The organism is Phormidesmis priestleyi ULC007, from assembly GCF_001895925.1.
Lineage (GTDB): Bacteria > Cyanobacteriota > Cyanobacteriia > Leptolyngbyales > Leptolyngbyaceae > Phormidesmis_A > Phormidesmis_A priestleyi_A.
The window spans coordinates 1-15,016 of sequence record NZ_MPPI01000026.1; the positions used below are offsets into that span (position 1 = coordinate 1).

Sequence of the window (15,016 nt, forward strand, 5' to 3'; positions counted from 1 at the left end):
TTTAAGTGGTTGATTACCTTGTCCACTAATGCAAATGTACGACAAAAAGGGGGATGATTTTGTGAAGATTTCTAGAAGTGTCGGACTCTGCCGCCTAACAGCGGCGCGGGAACCCTCCGTTCCGGTAAAAGCAGAATTAGATAACGCGGATGGTGCATTGAAACCTGGAATGTTTGCCGAGATTGAGGGGTTGACTGACCGCACCTCGGCTTCAATTTTAGTAGCTCCGAAATCTGCGATCGTCGAAACCAACGATAAAAAGAAAATGATCTTTGTTCAAAATCGATTCTGATTTCGCTGTGGGGGCTGCAAGTCATTACTCAAATGCCGTTGGATGTATTTCCGGCATTTGCACCTCCCCAGGTCGAAATTCAAACTGATGCTGCCGGACTCGCACCCGAAGAAGTCGAATCATTAGTGACGCGCCCGATCGAGAGTGCGATTAATGGAACACCGGGACTCGTTTCCTTGCGATCGGCATCTGCCGTGGGTATCTCTTCTATCAAAGCGGTTTTCAGTTGGGATACCGATGTTTATCGGGCGCGACAGCTCGTCACAGAACGGCTTGGGCGAGCGCAAAGTGTGTTTACCGGAAGCGGTAGATTGCAATCACTTCTGAACGCCCTTGAGCATCAGTCCAGATGCGATTTATAGCAGGTGACAGCACTGGATTGCGCTCTTTGCTGAATTGCATTGCCCGATCGATGTCTGGTTGCTTGGTGAGGCGATCAACTCGACCATTTACAATCACGCTGCGCCAATGAAGCGGAACGTGAATCTCTTCAACCTGTAGTGTTCAAAGACTCACACAAAACGAGTGAGCTGAACCCGGTAGCGATCTTTCTTAGTCACCATCATTTCGCCGACTTCGACTCGCCCCTTGCCTCGAATCGCAATCAAGTCACCAGGCTTGACCGTGTAGCTTGTGGAATTAATGTCTTTCCAGTTGACTCGCACATCGCCTGACGAGATCAGATCTGCCATCTTGCTGCGCGACATGCCAAACCCAGCAGACGCGATCGCATCTAACCGCATCGACGCTTCGACGGTGGTTAATTCTTTTTTCTTTGGCTCTCGAATCTTGAGTTCGCTCAGCGGGATGGGCTGCACTTTAACGGGCACCGATCGCACTTGAGTCAAACTTGCTTGAAAAAACTCGACTAAATCAGTCACGACGATCGCTTGGGCACCGCGTTCGCCCAATACGATGATGTCACCTACTTTCTCGCGCACAATTCCCGTCCCTAAGATTGCGCCTAAAAAGTCGCGATGATTGGCGGGGTCAAAGAGAAAGTTTCCGGCAATGTTAAGCGCGACGACCTCGACTTGATCGATATCAAGGGGCAGTTCTGAGCGAGCGATCGCCAGTCGTTGCCGTTCTGCCTGCGGGTAGCCGCCCCAAGCCACCATCTGCACATCGGTCAATCGCGCAAACGATCGCTGAATTTCAGCAATTTCTGGCGGTGAATAGAAGTCGGTCATGACCACTTCCCAGGTTTTGATCGCTTGATCTGCCTGGTCAATGACTCTGATCACGCTATCTCGATTTTCGACACCTTTTAACAGGTCTTCCTTTGGCAACATACAGACGAATCGTTCTTAGAAATCTTTATTCTAGTCGTTAAGGCTCGTGAATTAAATAGCTTCCATAACTTGGGAGCAGGGCTATTTCATTCGACGCTTACTGATTAAGCTACTCACTAATGCGATCAGTGCGTTCACCTTTGTCCTGATGACGATAGCTCTTTCACTCGCTCATTTCACTCAAAAGACGTGAGAATCGTTGCGGTTGACTTCAGGGCAATCGCAGCTAGAACTTAACTTTGGCTTTTGGGTCTGACTACCTAACGGTATAGTTGAGCGGCGGCTAGTATCCTTTGCATCCTCACTAACCATCTCTATTCCGTCCGCTCCAACGTCGTGTTAGATGGCGGGTTTGGCGGAACTTGTACAGATTGGAAAACACGCTCAATATGCTCAAACATCTCATCCCTAACCCGAGCACTGATCGCATAGTACTGAAGCTTTGCAAAAAATGTAGCAAAAGGGAACTCTGGACATAATGCAATTACTGATCTCACGAAGGAGACAAGATCAACAAAAATAACATTGACACTTCTCGTAATCAAGACGGTTTTTGCAACCTGCTCAAGAGATGAACCGATACACGTTCCATTTACTCCAATGACGAACGTAATTGACTTTAAGCCGTATTGACTTGCTTTGAAAGCAGCATGATCAACATCCTGTTCACTGAACTGCTTATCCTTAACCTCAACTGCCACAAAAATTTTACCGTTCTTCTTGATGTCTACATCTGCCACTTCATTGGAGGAAGCACCACTTTGATTAACCGGATGGACAGTGACCTCAAAGCCTTCAAATTGGTCAAAATATGTGGACAGGATAGTTCCTGATACGATTGCAGCAACTTGTCCCTCAATCGATCTTGTGACAAATGCATCAACAAATTCAATAATTTTTAAGTGGGAGTCTGCCGATTCTGAAAGTTGAGGAAACAGCTCAGTTCGAGCTGTTTGTCTTGCGATCGCATATCGCATAGCAGTACAGAGACTATTAAAAGCTTGCTCAGACGTTTCCCCTTCAGACAGCACCTTATGTAGGATAAGCAAAAGCTCTCTATCCCTACCAGCTCTCACTGCATTTGATGGAGATATCATTGGAAAACGGGCAGGCTTATTGAGAAAAGGCTCATTTGAACCTCCCAGCGAACTACTCAGCAATTGACGCTCAAGCGGCACAACAACCCCATGACATAAGCTCCGGGCATCGTAAGCACCCTTAACATCAGCACCCGCTTGAAGCGAAAGGGCATTGATATTCGGGTTAGTGGCTTTTCCTAAAAGAGCAGTCACGAGAATGTATCTGAAAGTCAGATGTTTTCCTTGAATGATTGTTCTGATCTCGATATCCCATTCTGTCGCTGGAATTTCTCTAGAATCATCTTGTGCGATTGAGATCGCTTCCCGGAGAAGTTGCTCGGCAGCTCTTTGATCGACGGTTGGTTTGGCAAGGCTCATGCTCATTTCCCTGAATTAGTAAACTGCGTGAAAAACTCAGCAGGATCAGCATCTGTAGCCCACACCCATCGTAATGCTTCTAAAATATCGATTCGGCGTTCCCGACGTTCTATCTTGGAAACGTCAGGCTGCGTCAACCCAATCTCATGGGCGATCGCTTTCTGAGAGAGTTTTGCTTTTTCTCGTAGGGAAACAAGCGCATCAATGATCCTGTGGTAATCCGGATCATGGATACTTGAGATAGACTGCTTTTGACTTTCCATAATTGAGATCTTGATTTAGAGAGGCAAATATGCCAAAATCGCATATATGAAAAATAAAACACCTTTATCAGGGCTATCACTTTTCTCCGGCGCAGGCGGTATGGATGTTGGATTCATCCGAGCAGGAGTTGAGATTGTTAGCGCCAATGACATTGACAGAGATGCTTGCCTCACATATGAGGCAAACCACCCAGGAGGGATTATCAAATGCGGCGACATTAATCAAAACTTGACTGACATACGCCGATTTGAGGGGATCGATATCGTCTTTGGTGGTCCGCCCTGCCAAGGATTTTCTGTAGCTGGAAAGATGAACCCTGATGATCCGCGTAGCAAATTGTTATGGGTATTCATGAAGGCTGTGGAGTTCACAAAGCCTCGGGCTTTTATTTGTGAGAATGTCAAGGCACTAGCAGTTCTTGATAAGTGGTCTGAGGTTCGCCAGCAACTTTTTCGTTTTGCCCGTCAATTGGGATATAAGTACAAGTTAGTAGTACTCAATTCAACTGCTTTCGGCGTACCACAATCCCGAGAGCGAATGTTTTTGATCGGGTTTCGAGATATTGAAGACATTAATGACTTAGAGGCACAATTCGAGCGGTATAAGAAGCAGGCTCCGACAGTTAGAGATATTGTTTTACCTCTGGGTGTGGCGGGTTCCGAGAACAATCAGCGAGTATGCAATGCGAAAGTTACCATCGCTGCAAAGCCTGTAATGCGTCGATCGCCCTATGCAGGAATGATGTTCAATGGTCAGGGAAGACCCTTAAACCCTACTGGATATTCATGCGCTCTCCACGCTTCTATGGGTGGGAATAAAACACCAATTATTGATGAAGAGCATTGCTATTTTGGTCAAGATAGCTGGGTCGAATGGTATCACTCCTATCTGATGGCAGGAGGAGAACCATTATCCTTAGATGCCGCACCTAAGAGACTTAGACGATTAACAATTGACGAGGCACTTAGGATACAAACTTTTCCACATGACTACCAGTTTATCGGCGGACAAAGCTCGATCTATAGGCAAATAGGTAACGCAGTTCCCTGCGACCTGGCACAAGTCGTTGCAGAAGTTGTGCGAGATTTCCTCAGCACTCCTGAATTAATTACGCCGCTGCCCTTAATGGAGCGTGAAGCCAAGCAGTTACGACTAGCCATCTAACTTCTTTTTAGAGAGAAAGTTTCCGCATATCACGCCAAATTTAGGTGGATCGGCAGAAACTTTCTGCATACTACGCTCGTTTAGATGGATCGGCAGAACTTTTCCGCACGTTTCCAGATTTAGTCGGCTGTTAGCGATCGCATTCAAACTGTTATTTATGGTTTGATCGCAACTACCTCAGAATCTGTAAGTGGCGATCGGGCAAACTGTGCTAGCAAATCGGCGGGATTGTCATAAATCGCCACTGCGCCCGACAGTTGAGAATCGTCAAAATCGCCACACCGAAACGCAATCACGTTCACACCTGCTGCATTTGCCGCCTGAATGTCATAGGGCGTATCGCCTAACATGATCGCTTGACCCGGTTCTAATTTCCCCTTCTTGAGAGCCGATTGCACCAAATCAGGAGCAGGCTTTGATTGGTCAGCATCGTCTGAGGTGGTCTTCGGCTCCTCTGTTAATAGATCATCGACCTGAGCAGCTTTGAGCAAAACAGAAAGCTCTTCACTGGTTGCCGAGCTTGCCACCACTAGCTTAAAGCCTTCTTGCTTGAGTCTCAAAATTAAGTCTCGCGACCCTGGTGCAGGCGACAAGTCAGCGCCGAATTTGTTGATGATTAGCTCTTTGCGACGATCAGCAATTTGTTTGCCTACGCCTTCCTCGCCCGAAAGCTCTGGAACCAGTCGTGGCACTACCTGATCGCCACCCATGCCAATAAACGGACGCACCTGCTCAAATTTGATGTCATAACCAAAGGCGGCAAAGGCCTCAACCCAGGCATGAGCGTGAGCATCGTTACTGAGTACTAGTGTTCCGTCGATGTCGAGCAAAATGCCTTTTAAAGTTGAATGATTTGATCCGGTAAAGTCTGACAGCGTATTGCCTAGTTTCTCTGCCGTTGCCTGAGCATTAGACGCGAGATCAGATGCCCCTTGTTGAATCTCTCCGGCAGCCTCGTCAATGTCTTGAGCGATTTCTTTTCTAGCCTGCGTCATTTCGTTTGAAATCACGCCGAGAGGTTGATTCGATCGCGGTGAACGAGGTCTATTTCGGTTAATGTAATAACCCGACTTTCCAGATTTTGTGTTTTCGATCGAGGCTCCTAGTGCGCCCACTGCTCCGCCCAAAATTGCCCCGATCGGGCCGGCGACGATCGCGCCTAAAAATCCCCCGATCGTGCTGACTCCGACTACTCCCGCCGCTGGGTGAACTGACGGAGTTTTCACTTCTTTAATCGCAGAATCTGCCGTTGTGTTGATGGAATCGGTTAATGTGTCAGTTTCGTTGCTCATACTGCCCTCTCGCTGCCCACTATCTCATTTAAGAATGCCTTATTCTAGAAATCTTGATGAGGCACGATGTCTACTTTAAGAGCGATCTTGTTGCAACTAAGCTAAAGTTCCTGCTTTTCATTCCTTATCTCAGTAAAAACTGCGTTAGACTCGCAGATATTAGAGTGTTAGTTAAGCGACTAATTCTTTGAGGATTTGGCTTGTGAAACTCTATTCATCAAAATAGTTTGTAGCTCTACTTCGCTCCATTAATGCTGCAAACATTTAGAATTTAACGATCGGGAGAACCCATCATGTTTACTGCTAAAAAATTAGATAGCTCTACAACAAACCCAGAACTTAAAGAAAAGGCGTTTGTGCTGTGGTTTGAGCAAGTAGGAATTGCAGACGTGCCGTTTGTTGGCGGCAAAAACGCTTCATTGGGAGAGATGATTCAGCAGCTAACTCCTAAAGGTGTGAATGTTCCTACTGGGTTTGCGACGACTGCTTATGCGTTTCGTTATTTCATTGAAAAAGCAGGGCTAAAAACCCGGTTACAAAAGCTGCTTGCAGACTTAGATATTTCAGATGTTAATCGCCTCCGAGAGCGAGGCAGACAGGCGCGAACTCTGATTTTAGACAATCCATTTCCTGCGGAACTAGAAGCCGCCATCACCCGCAGCTATGTGCAATTGTCTGAGCGCTATGGCGTTGAGGTCGAGCGGTGCGATCAACTCACCGACAACGAGCTAGAAGCCTGTCTCAGTCGCTATAGCGGGGTTGATGTGGCAGTGCGATCGAGCGCCACGGCTGAAGATCTGCCCGACGCAAGCTTTGCGGGACAGCAAGAAACTTATTTGAATATCAACGGAATTGATCGCGTTCTCAAAGCTTGTCATCTGTGCTTTGCATCGCTGTTTACCGATCGCGCCATTTCTTATCGCACGACTAAAGGCTTTGATCACTTTGAGATTGACTTATCAGTCGGTGTGCAAAAAATGGTGCGATCGGATCTGGCAGCATCGGGCGTGATGTTTTCGATCGACACCGAAACCGGGTTTAGAGACACAGCTTTGATCACGGCTGCTTATGGTTTAGGTGAATCTGTGGTGCAAGGAGTCGTCAATCCCGATGAGTACGTCGTATTTAAACCCACGCTTAAACAAGGTTTCCGTCCGCTTTTAGAAAAACGGCTGGGCAGCAAAGAGATCAAAATGATCTACGATATCGGCGGCGGCAAATCGACTACAAATGTCTCGGTGCCCAAGTTACAACAGGCAAAATATGTCCTTCAAGATGAAGAGATTCTCAAACTGGCAAAGTGGGCGTGTATGATCGAAGATCACTACGCCAAAGTTCGAGGAATGGATAGCCCAATGGATATTGAATGGGCGAAAGATGGTGAGAGTGGTGATTTATTTATTGTGCAAGCTCGTCCTGAAACCATTCATTCTCAAAAAATCGGCAACGTTCTTAAGACTTATAAACTAAACAGAAAGCCATCAGCTAAACCGCTTTTGATCGGTCGGGCTGTTGGTGAAATGATCGGACAGGGAAAAGTCAGAACGATCGTAGATCTCCGCAAACTTGACGAATTCCAAGTAGGAGATGTGTTAGTCACGACGCGCACTGATCCCGATTGGGAACCGATCATGAAAAAAGCCAGTGCTGTGATTACAAATCAAGGTGGACGCACCTGTCATGCAGCGATCATTGCGAGAGAATTGGGCATTCCGGCGATCGTCGGCTGTGACAGCGCTACAGAGATTCTCAGCGATGGGCAAGAAGTCACCGTCTCGTGTGCTGAAGGCGAAGACGGACATGTGTATGATGGGCTGTTGCCTTTTGCGATCGAACACCTCGAACTCGATGCGCTGCCTGCCACTCGCACCAAAATTATGATGAATGTGGGCAACCCCCGCGAAGCGTTTAGACTCTCGCTGACTCCCAATGATGGGGTCGGGCTTGCGCGTACCGAATTCATCATCGCCAATCACATCAAGGTGCATCCATTAGCGCTACTCAACTTCGAGACGCTCAAAGACAATGGGGCGAAATGGGAAATCAGTCAATTGACTTCTCAATATCGAGATCTCTCAGAATATTTTGTAGACAAACTCGCGTCAGGAATCGGCATTTTAGCAGCCGCGTTTTACCCCAAGCCAGTGATTGCGCGGATGTCGGATCTCAAGAGCAACGAATATGCAAATTTGATTGGCGGTCGCGAATTTGAGCCACACGAAGAAAACCCAATGATGGGCTGGCGCGGTGCATCTCGCTACTATGACCCCAAATATCGGGATGCATTTGGGCTAGAGTGCAAAGCCTTTAAACGAGTCCGTGACGAGATGGGATTGACGAACATGATTCCGATGATTCCGTTTTGCCGCACGCCTGAAGAAGGGCGAAAAGTTTTGGCAGAGATGGCAAAACACGGGCTGATTCGTGGAGAAAACGGGTTGCAGGTCTACGTCATGTGTGAGTTGCCTAGCAATATCGAACTCGCCGATCGCTTCAGTGAGATTTTTGACGGCTTCTCGATCGGCTCCAACGATTTAACGCAATTGACATTAGGACTCGATCGCGATTCTGCCCTGGTATCTCACCTATTCGACGAGCGCGACGAAGCGGTTAAACGCAAATTACGCCGCGTCATTGCAACGGCCAAGGAGTTCGATCGCAAGATTGGCATCTGCGGACAAGCCCCCAGTGACTATCCTGAGTTTGCGGAATTTTTGGTCGAGTTGGGCATCGACTCGATTAGTTTAAACCCCGATTCGGTATTGAAAACGCGGCTGGCGATCGCCAAAACCGAAGCGGCAATTCTAAGGTAACTCTTGCTCCCTCTCCCAAACTTGGGAGAGGGTTGGGGTGAGGGCAAATCCGGGCTTTATTTAATCCGCGTGACTCAGTTTGGATGAACTCTTTGCCCAGTCATTGGGTCAAACAGAAACAGTTGATTGAGATCCAGCGCCAGAGGCAATCGATCGCCCGGAGCCAACCGCACATTTGGACTAACTTGCACATTCAGCGTAGTTGGTTGCGATCGCTCACCCAACAACTCGACTCGAACCAAGATTTCTCGCCCCAACGGTTCGACTAGGCTGACTTGGGTGATCAGATGAGCATCCTCACTGACTCGCATCTGTTCTGGACGGATGCCCAAATCAAACTGCTGTCCATCGTGCAGAGATCGCAGCGTTAACGGACAGGGAATCCTCTGTCCTTGAATGTGAAACGCCTCTCCCCGGTAAGTGACTGGCAAAATATTCGTCGGCGGATTGCCCAAAAAGGTTGCAACCATGCGGTTTGCGGGTTGGGCATAAATGCTTTGGGGGTCGCCAATTTGCTGAATCTTGCCCCGCTCTAAAATCACAATTTGATCCGCGAGAGTCATCGCTTCAACCTGATCGTGCGTCACATAAATCGTCGTGATGCCCATTTGCTGATGCAGTTGTTTAAGCTCAGAACGGGTGCCATCGCGCAGTTGAGCATCTAGATTAGAAAGCGGCTCGTCGAGCAGAAACACCTGGGGCTGACGCGCGATCGCTCGCCCTAACGCCACTCGCTGCTGCTGTCCTCCTGACAATTGACGCGGTTTACGATCTAGCAGATGGCTGATATCCAAAATTCGTGCCATCGTTTCCACCCGTTCTCGCTGCGTTTTTGCATCCGCGTTCCGCATTTTCAGCCCAAAGGCGATATTCTCGGCAACCGTCATGTGCGGATAGAGCGCGTAGTTTTGAAACACCATCGCCACATCGCGCTGCCGAGCCGGAACCTGATTAACCAGCCGATCGCCAATGTAGAGATTGCCAGAAGTCGCTGATTCTAGCCCCGCGATCGTTCTCAAAATCGTAGACTTACCGCAGCCAGACGGGCCGACCAGCACCCAAAACTCACCATCAGGCACCTCAAAGGTGATATCTGCGATCGCCACCGACTGCTCAAACCGTCGCGTGATGCCGTCTAGCTCAACCCTTGCCATAAAAACTAGCCCATCGATTTCACCTAGACAGTAGACGATTCGCTATCAGGAATCAATCAGCCAATCCAATCAATCGAAATGATACCTTTGCAGCCATGTCAAGGTAAGTTGTTTGTTTATAACCGTTTAAATCACAAGCGCTAGTGACTGCGATCACGCAATTGCTGAGTTAACAGAACGTCAGTGGTAGAGTTGCAGAAATGACATCAGTTCGACGAGGTTTTTCGCTGCGTTGTCAGCGGCTTCTGCCCCTTAAATCCCCCATTCTGGGGGACTTTGAACCGAAATTTTTGGCTTGAAATTCCCCAAATCTGGGGGATTCAGGGGGCGCAATGGACTGGTAGCGAATTCGTTGAATTCACGTTAACAGAACGTCAGTGGTAGAGTTGCAGAAACGTTGCTCTGTTGGCGAATCGACTCGATGTGGCAATACATTCTCAAGCGGCTTCTCGGTTTAGTGCCCGTGCTGCTCGGCATCACCCTGGCGGTGTTTTTACTGCTGCGGTTCATTCCTGGCGACCCGGCGATCGTCCTAGCGGGTGAACGGGCAACCCCAGACCAAATCGCCGCACTGAGAGAACAACTCGGATTAAACAAACCTTTGTTGATTCAATATTTTGCTTTTTTAGGAAATTTGTTGCAGTTAAATCTAGGCAACAGCTTAATTAGTGGCATTCCCGTTATCGATGAAATCAAGACTCGCTGGACGGCGACCTTTGAGTTGACGATCGCCGCGATGTTGATTGCCATCCTATTCGGCATTCCGGCGGGTGTGATGGCGGCTGTTCGCAAAAATCGCTGGCTCGACCAGGTGCTGATGGCGGGTTCGCTGCTGGGTGTCTCGATTCCGGTCTATTGGTTAGGGTTGCTGCTGGTCTATCTGTTTGCAGTCACTCTCAACTGGCTGCCTCCAAGCGGACGTATTGGTATCGAGAGCGGACTCAACTTTCAGCCCATTACCGGGTTTTATGTGCTGGATGCTTTGCTGAGATTAAATTTGCCTGTTTTAGGAGATGTCGTGTCTCATTTAGTCTTGCCCGCGCTGACGTTGAGTACGATTCCGTTGGCGATCGTGGCCCGCATCACTCGCAGCGCCATGCTCGATGTATTGACGCAAGACTATATTCGCACCGCCAAAGCCAAAGGAGTGCCCGATCGACTCGTGATTTTTCGTCACGCGCTGAAGAATGCTTTGTTGCCGATTAATACGACGATCGGGCTGCAATTTGGCACTCTGTTAGGTGGCGCAATTCTCACCGAAACTATCTTTTCGTGGTCAGGCATTGGCTCCTGGATCTATGACGGCATTCTGGCGCGAGACTACCCGGTTGTGCAAGGTGGAGTCGTGTTTATTGCGGTGGTGTTTGTGGTGATCAATCTGCTGGTAGACCTGTCTTACGCCTGGGTTGATCCAAGAATTCAATATCGCTAATTGAAATGGACTTATCACACCCAGCAATTCAACGATTTAGAAAATCACGCTTTGGCAAAATTGGGTTATGTTTGACGATCGCCCTAATCCTCCTGGCGCTGCTGGCTCCTCTCCTGCGACCCTATAATCTCGCGGCTGACCAGAGCTATGTGACTCGGTTAATGGCTCCCAGTCGAGATCATTGGTTTGGCACTGATGGGTTAGGGCGCGATCTCTTGACTCTAGTTTGGTATGGCATTCGGACATCGTTGCTGATCAGTCTGGCATCGGTTGGTTTTGGGGCCATCATTGGTTTGGTTTTAGGATTAGTGGCTGGATATTTTCGCGGCTGGCTAGACACGATCGTCGGCTGGTTCACCGATATTTTGCTGGCGTTTCCGTCGATTTTGTTGGCGATCGTGATTGTGACCGTGACAAGTCCGAGTGTGCAAAGTGTGATCATTGCGGTTGGAATTGTGCAAATTCCGATTTACATCCGACTCACTCGCAGCGTCGTGTTTTCCCTTCGAGAACAGGAGTTTGTGCAAGCTGCCAGAGCCTTGGGCGCGACTTCACTCTGGATTATTCTGCGGCATATTTTACCTGCGAGTCTCTCGCCGTTAGTGGTTCAAGCCACACTTTCGACGGGCACAGCAACGCTAGAAGCCGCCGGATTAGGATTTTTGGGCTTAGGGGCACAACCACCCACCCCAGAGCTAGGAACCATGCTGGCAGATGCTTTCAAGGGAGGTTATGCGCTCTCTGCACCCTGGACGACAGTTTTTCCAGGTTTGGTGATTACGCTAATGGTGCTGGCGTTTAATCTTTTGGGCGACGGGCTGCGAGATGCGCTAGACACCCGATCTTAAGATTCTTATTTGTAGATGTCTCCGCGAGAGCCGATCGTGGTTACAACGTAAGTCAAACTTCCCCGGTCTCATCAACTTGAAGTTGTTAAATTTGATTACAGTATAGAAGATACCTACTGTTCTTGTTAGACCTATTCTCGATCGTAAATTGACTATGAATGAAACCTCGATTAATTTGCTGCTACAAGACTTAAAAAACTCTGATGAAGCAGTTCGTGACCAGGCAACTGAAGAACTCTGGCGCATCTGGTTTACTCAAAAAGGAGTGGCAGGTTTTCAAATGCTGCAACGGGTTCAGGGGCTGCTGCAAGCCGGGGAAACCACTCCAGCAGAAACCATTTTGACAGACCTGATTGAGGCAATGCCCGACTTTGCAGAAGCCTTAAACCGTCGCGCCGTACTGTATTTTTTGATTGGAGATTATCAAAAAGCGATCGCGGATTGTCAAGCTGTGATTCGTCTTAACCCCATCCACTTTGGAGCGCACCACGGATTAGGGCTATGTTATGCCGCGATCGGTGATCATCACAAAGCGATTCAGGCATTTCGAGAGGCGCTAAAAATTCAGCCGTTCGCGATTCAAAATCAGCGATTAATATTAGAATGCACTGCCAAACTAAGCTAGTGCTTAGACATTTTTGATGATGAACACATTGAATTCGCTTTTAGGTCGTCACCCCGAACAGGTCAAAGCCAACGTAGAAATTTATACCTGGCAAACCTGTCCGTTTTGCATTCGTGCCAAGCTGTTATTGTGGTGGAAAGGCGTTGATTTCACCGAACATAAGATTGATGGTGACGAAGCCGCCCGATCGCTGATGGCAGAACGCGCCGACGGTCGCCGCAGCGTTCCCCAAATTTTTATTAACGCCCAACATATTGGCGGATGTGACGATCTCTACGCCCTCGATCGTCAAGGGCAACTCAACGCCTTGCTAAGGATCGTGGATTAAATAACCCGTAAAAGTCCTCTGATTTGTCATCGCCGAGGCTTTTGCCCCCTAAATCCCCCACGAGTGAGGGACTTTGAAACCAGAGTCTTAGCTCAAAGTTCCCCAGAATGGGGGATTTAGGGGGCAAAAGCCGACCCAAACGCAGCGACAAAGATTGGTGTACACCGTAACTCCTTAGGGAGATGGCGAGAAGTTACACCTTAATAAATCCACGTTCCTAACTCAATCGGCTTGATTTTTTTTCGATGTCTCTGATCCCCAATCTTTTTTCTAACCTTGGCAAACGTCCTGTCAAGCGAGAGAATGGAGAGTTGTAACCCACTAGGTCTGTATTGTGAACAACGTCCGCACCGTTTCTGATACCAAGCGTGCTTTCTACAACACCCACACGCGCCCGGTAAACTCGATCTACCGTCGAGTGGTCGAAGAATTGATGGTGGAGATGCACTTGCTCACCGTCAATATAGACTTCCGCTATGACCCAATCTACGCGCTAGGTGTGGTTACGTCTTTCGATCGCTTTATGCAGGGCTATCGCCCCGAAGAAGATAAGGCTTCAATTTTTAACGCCATTTGTCAGTCGTTGGGCGATCACACTCCTAACTATCGAGGCGATGCCGAACACCTGCTTCTACTCGCATCACAGCATTCTTGGGATGAATTGCTGTCACTGCCAGGTCAATCGTCTGAGATCCCAGAAGCCCATGATCTGCGCCAGCATTTGCAAGCGATCGTCAATAATCCTAAATTCAAATATAGTCGGCTGTTTGCGATCGGGCTGTTTACAATCTTGCAAACTGCTGACCCGACGCTGATCAAAGATGAAGTCAAACGTACCGAAGCTTTGAAGCAAGTTTGCTCACGGTTAAACTTGCCGCAAGAGAAGCTGCAAAAAGACTTAGAGCTTTATAGCAGCAACTTAGAAAAAATGATCCAGGCGCAGATCGTGATGGAAGATTTGATCAAAGCCGATCGCAAAAAGCGGGAAGAACGCGCCCAGGCAAAAGCGGCGGCTAACGATGCGGCAGTGTCTGAGCCGCCCAAAGATGAGGCAACTTCTAGCTCTTGATCGCCCAAAAATTCGGTGTTGCAAAATGAGGAAATGAAATGGCGTAGGGGTAGCGCCCCCGTGCCTACCCTGATGTTGGGCAAAGACGGGGGATTGCTCTTGGCGGAGGGCAAAGACGGGGGGATTCCCCCTACCCAAACCATCTCTATTCGGCAATGCCGCAAATTGTTTAGGCATTCCCATTCTTTTGTATTAACGTCACGATCGTTTCGACCAGCGCTTCTGGATCGACAGGTTTAGCCAGGTGTTTTTGAAAGCCCGCGTTGAGGGCTTGCCGTTGATCATGCTCACTCGCGTAAGCAGTCAGGGCAATTGCCGGAAGTTGCCTACCCAAGTCAACCAGAATTTGACGAATCAGCTCATAGCCGTCCATTTCTGGCATACCAATATCACTCAAGAGGATGTCAGGCTGCATCGTTGAGAGCGTTTGCAAAGCCGCGATCGCAGAGTCAACCGCAATCACGTCGGCTCCAGCTTGTTCAATCACAAACGTCACAACGTCGCGTGAATCGGGTTCATCATCAACCACGAGTACGCGAAGACCTGCGAGGGGTAAAAAGGTTGCAGCAGGAGCGACTCGATCATCAGGTTCAGTTGAGATGGAATTAACGGTTTGTGACAGGGGAAGCTCAACGATAAACGTGGCTCCTTGTCCTTCACCCAGGCTCTCTGCCCAAATTCTACCGCCGTGGAGTTCGACGATTTGACGTGCGATCGCTAACCCCAAGCCTAACCCTCCAAATTTGCGGGTTGTCGCTCCATCTTCTTGACGAAAATGCTCAAAGACGTAGGGCAGAAAGTCAGGACTGATGCCTTTCCCGGTGTCTTTGACTCGAATTTGGAGGTTGGTTTCGACTTGAGATAACTCAACCGTGATTTGTCCGTTGGCTGGGGTGAATTTGACGGCATTCGATAACAAATTCCACACGACTTGCTGCAATCGTCCAGCATCGCCATTGACTAAACCGACTGAGGGGGAAATTAAG

General features: G+C 48.6%; 15 protein-coding genes. 9 read left to right on the forward strand and 6 right to left on the reverse strand.

The features are described 5' to 3' along the window. Positions 1–34 precede the first annotated feature (34 nt). Entirely contained in the window at positions 35–292 is a 258-nt protein-coding gene (locus tag BRW63_RS29010; protein WP_073073813.1) for a hypothetical protein, read from the forward strand. A gap of 32 nt (positions 293–324) precedes the next feature. Next, on the forward strand, positions 325–654 hold the full coding sequence (locus BRW63_RS18615) for an efflux RND transporter permease subunit (RefSeq protein ID WP_317615829.1): 330 nt from the start codon (positions 325–327) through the stop codon (positions 652–654). 150 nt (positions 655–804) lie between these two features. Here the strand turns inward: BRW63_RS18615 and BRW63_RS18625 are convergent, their stop codons facing one another. The 3 genes from BRW63_RS18625 to BRW63_RS18635 form a co-directional block, all read right to left on the reverse strand. Further along, the gene (locus BRW63_RS18625; RefSeq protein WP_073073815.1) at positions 805–1,584 is read right to left on the reverse strand and encodes a photosystem II S4 domain protein; all 780 of its coding nucleotides are present in this window, start codon (positions 1,582–1,584) and stop codon (positions 805–807) included. A gap of 314 nt (positions 1,585–1,898) precedes the next feature. Beyond that, the gene (locus BRW63_RS18630) at positions 1,899–3,041 is read right to left on the reverse strand and encodes a restriction endonuclease, SacI family (protein WP_073073816.1); all 1,143 of its coding nucleotides are present in this window, start codon (positions 3,039–3,041) and stop codon (positions 1,899–1,901) included. A gap of 2 nt (positions 3,042–3,043) precedes the next feature. Further along, entirely contained in the window at positions 3,044–3,304 is a 261-nt protein-coding gene (locus tag BRW63_RS18635) for a helix-turn-helix domain-containing protein (protein WP_083583062.1), read from the reverse strand. A gap of 46 nt (positions 3,305–3,350) precedes the next feature. Here BRW63_RS18635 and BRW63_RS18640 point away from each other — a divergent pair, with 46 nt between their 5' ends. Further along, positions 3,351–4,469, forward strand: a complete 1,119-nt coding sequence (locus BRW63_RS18640) for a DNA cytosine methyltransferase (protein ID WP_073073817.1) — start codon at positions 3,351–3,353, stop codon at positions 4,467–4,469. Positions 4,470–4,624: 155 nt separating this feature from the next. On the opposite strand, the gene BRW63_RS18645 is transcribed toward BRW63_RS18640, so the two are convergent. Next, the gene (locus tag BRW63_RS18645) at positions 4,625–5,761 is read right to left on the reverse strand and encodes an HAD-IA family hydrolase (RefSeq protein ID WP_223257431.1); all 1,137 of its coding nucleotides are present in this window, start codon (positions 5,759–5,761) and stop codon (positions 4,625–4,627) included. A gap of 293 nt (positions 5,762–6,054) precedes the next feature. Between BRW63_RS18645 and ppsA the strand changes: the two genes are divergently transcribed. Next, entirely contained in the window at positions 6,055–8,574 is a 2,520-nt protein-coding gene (gene ppsA / locus BRW63_RS18650) for a phosphoenolpyruvate synthase (RefSeq protein WP_073073818.1), read from the forward strand. Between the two features lie 74 nt (positions 8,575–8,648). Here ppsA and BRW63_RS18655 read toward each other — a convergent pair whose 3' ends face one another. After that, a complete protein-coding gene (locus BRW63_RS18655; protein ID WP_073073819.1) occupies positions 8,649–9,728 on the reverse strand; it encodes an ABC transporter ATP-binding protein in 1,080 nt (359 codons plus the stop codon). Between the two features lie 421 nt (positions 9,729–10,149). Between BRW63_RS18655 and BRW63_RS18660 the strand changes: the two genes are divergently transcribed. The 5 genes from BRW63_RS18660 (at position 10,150) to psb29 (ending at position 14,030) form a co-directional block, all read left to right on the forward strand. Continuing rightward, positions 10,150–11,160 carry an ABC transporter permease gene (locus tag BRW63_RS18660; RefSeq protein ID WP_073073820.1) on the forward strand — a complete coding sequence of 337 codons (1,011 nt, stop codon included), beginning with the start codon at positions 10,150–10,152 and terminating at the stop codon, positions 11,158–11,160. A 5-nt stretch (positions 11,161–11,165) separates the two neighbouring features. Then, positions 11,166–12,008 carry an ABC transporter permease gene (locus BRW63_RS18665; RefSeq protein WP_073073821.1) on the forward strand — a complete coding sequence of 281 codons (843 nt, stop codon included), beginning with the start codon at positions 11,166–11,168 and terminating at the stop codon, positions 12,006–12,008. 154 nt (positions 12,009–12,162) lie between these two features. Continuing rightward, positions 12,163–12,633 carry a tetratricopeptide repeat protein gene (locus BRW63_RS18670; RefSeq protein ID WP_073073822.1) on the forward strand — a complete coding sequence of 157 codons (471 nt, stop codon included), beginning with the start codon at positions 12,163–12,165 and terminating at the stop codon, positions 12,631–12,633. A 16-nt stretch (positions 12,634–12,649) separates the two neighbouring features. Next, a complete protein-coding gene (grxC, locus tag BRW63_RS18675; protein WP_073073823.1) occupies positions 12,650–12,961 on the forward strand; it encodes a glutaredoxin 3 in 312 nt (103 codons plus the stop codon). Between the two features lie 334 nt (positions 12,962–13,295). Beyond that, the gene (gene psb29 / locus BRW63_RS18680) at positions 13,296–14,030 is read left to right on the forward strand and encodes a photosystem II biogenesis protein Psp29 (RefSeq protein WP_073073824.1); all 735 of its coding nucleotides are present in this window, start codon (positions 13,296–13,298) and stop codon (positions 14,028–14,030) included. Between the two features lie 169 nt (positions 14,031–14,199). Here psb29 and BRW63_RS18685 read toward each other — a convergent pair. Then, a partial coding sequence (locus tag BRW63_RS18685) for a hybrid sensor histidine kinase/response regulator (protein ID WP_143162074.1) occupies positions 14,200–15,016 on the reverse strand: 817 nt, incomplete at its 5' end.

Excerpts from the sequence above, each read along its gene's own strand:
- BRW63_RS29010 (WP_073073813.1), top strand. The coding sequence starts at position 35 with ATGTACGACAAAAAGGGGGATGATTTTGTGAAGATTTCTAGAAGTGTC.
- BRW63_RS18615 (WP_317615829.1), top strand. The coding sequence starts at position 325 with ATGCCGTTGGATGTATTTCCGGCATTTGCACCTCCCCAGGTCGAAATT.
- BRW63_RS18625 (WP_073073815.1), bottom strand. The coding sequence starts at position 1,584 with ATGTTGCCAAAGGAAGACCTGTTAAAAGGTGTCGAAAATCGAGATAGC.
- BRW63_RS18630 (WP_073073816.1), bottom strand. The coding sequence starts at position 3,041 with ATGAGCCTTGCCAAACCAACCGTCGATCAAAGAGCTGCCGAGCAACTT.
- BRW63_RS18635 (WP_083583062.1), bottom strand. The coding sequence starts at position 3,304 with ATGGAAAGTCAAAAGCAGTCTATCTCAAGTATCCATGATCCGGATTAC.
- BRW63_RS18640 (WP_073073817.1), top strand. The coding sequence starts at position 3,351 with ATGAAAAATAAAACACCTTTATCAGGGCTATCACTTTTCTCCGGCGCA.
- BRW63_RS18645 (WP_223257431.1), bottom strand. The coding sequence starts at position 5,761 with ATGAGCAACGAAACTGACACATTAACCGATTCCATCAACACAACGGCA.
- ppsA (WP_073073818.1), top strand. The coding sequence starts at position 6,055 with ATGTTTACTGCTAAAAAATTAGATAGCTCTACAACAAACCCAGAACTT.
- BRW63_RS18655 (WP_073073819.1), bottom strand. The coding sequence starts at position 9,728 with ATGGCAAGGGTTGAGCTAGACGGCATCACGCGACGGTTTGAGCAGTCG.
- BRW63_RS18660 (WP_073073820.1), top strand. The coding sequence starts at position 10,150 with ATGTGGCAATACATTCTCAAGCGGCTTCTCGGTTTAGTGCCCGTGCTG.
- BRW63_RS18665 (WP_073073821.1), top strand. The coding sequence starts at position 11,166 with ATGGACTTATCACACCCAGCAATTCAACGATTTAGAAAATCACGCTTT.
- BRW63_RS18670 (WP_073073822.1), top strand. The coding sequence starts at position 12,163 with ATGAATGAAACCTCGATTAATTTGCTGCTACAAGACTTAAAAAACTCT.
- grxC (WP_073073823.1), top strand. The coding sequence starts at position 12,650 with ATGATGAACACATTGAATTCGCTTTTAGGTCGTCACCCCGAACAGGTC.